The following is a 1,362-nucleotide window of genomic DNA, read 5'->3' on the forward strand; positions in this document are numbered from 1 at the left end:
CTGTTCACTCTCCCAAGTAAATTATTACCGAATTTCTGGCGGTAGCAGGAGTGAATAACACCGATCTGCTCAAGGTCAAAAAGTGTTTTTTTTCGGGATTGTTCAGTCTTGTTCACGGTGGCCCGGAGTGTGCGCAAAATGCCGATATCATGCGCCTGGAATGATCGATTGGCAACCTGTGAATCATAAGCGGGGGAAGTCAGAGAGGTTATCGTGGTGGTGATTCAATAGCTTTGAAACTTTTGCTGTCCAATCAAGTCAAAAGAACATCTCACACTATCACAAATGGTAATAGCTATGGATTTCAGAGTCTCAGTGACCAATGCACAAGTTAACCACGGTGCACCTGTCAATGATGATTTTAATGTCGCATCAGGGCATTCACCGCCATTGGGTTCGGTTGACACAGTCTCCACTGAACTGCAAATTCCGGGAGTCCAAGGGCCAGACAGTGCCACAGCCTCCAATGAATCCGCCAATGAATCGGTGTACCAGCGAGTCATATCACGGGTGACAGAAACCGGTAATAATTTACTTGGGAGAGTGAACAGTACCGTTGGTATGACCTCAAGAGCCATGCAGATTTTCTCGGTGCTGGATCGAGCTTTTTATTATCGGGATTCCCCGGAAGCTGTCGCCCAAATACTTTCTCTGGCCGGTATCTACGGAAAATTGGCACAGTTTCTGGCAACAAGGATGGATGTGCTCCAGGACCTTATGGCAGGTTCTGATTCACAAGCGGCTGAGTTTTTCACTGAATTGATGACAGCTGCGAGTCGGTATCCGGCAGGTGAACTCAACATTGACTATGTGCTCGGGAATCTGGAAAGACAAATAGCTGAATCTGGCTAAATGGCACCCGGGGGTGTGGATATCCTGCATATCAACACTGTGGGCCGTGGGGTCGTTTGTCAGCTGGATCACGTTGACCTTAACGGTGCTGAATATGTGGTTAAAACGGTGTCGCCCGAATTGTCAAAGAGCATAGTCGGGGATCTGGATCTGGTAGCAAACTGTATTATCCCCCTGATGGGCTTGGCAGGAACCTTTTCAAAAAGTGATGTTGAGCTGTTTGCCAACGCTACAAAGCCATTTCGCCAGGAAACCGATTTATCCATCGAATTGGAAAATACCAAAAGACAGGCAGATATATTCAAGTGTTTGTCACAAACAAACGCCTACTGTATCCGGGTATCCGTTGGGGATCAGATATGCCAGGTCCCCTTTAAGGTTAAAGCCCCTGTCGTCAACGAAACACTGTCCAACAGCAATATGCTGGTGATGGAGTTTATTGATGGCTGCTCTTTGGATCGTCTGTCAGAAGTAAAAGAGCGTCTTCGTCTATGGCGGCCTGATTGGAAT

2 protein-coding genes are annotated in these 1,362 nt (G+C 47.3%); both read left to right on the forward strand.

Features of this window, described 5'->3' with window-relative positions:
* Window positions 1-297 precede the first annotated feature (297 nt).
* Window positions 298-852, forward strand: coding sequence for a hypothetical protein (locus KDK14_RS15630; protein WP_257266104.1), 555 nt, complete (start codon window positions 298-300; stop codon window positions 850-852).
* On the forward strand, window positions 853-1,362 hold a 510-nt coding region (locus KDK14_RS15635), incomplete at its 3' end, for an AarF/UbiB family protein (RefSeq protein ID WP_257266105.1).

The sequence above is a fragment of the Endozoicomonas sp. ONNA2 genome, assembly GCF_024606365.1.
In the GTDB taxonomy this organism is placed as follows: Bacteria; Pseudomonadota; Gammaproteobacteria; order Pseudomonadales; family Endozoicomonadaceae; genus Endozoicomonas.

Bases quoted from the DNA above. Each gene is read 5' to 3' on its own strand.
- KDK14_RS15630 (WP_257266104.1), top strand. From the start codon at position 298: ATGGATTTCAGAGTCTCAGTGACCAATGCACAAGTTAACCACGGTGCA.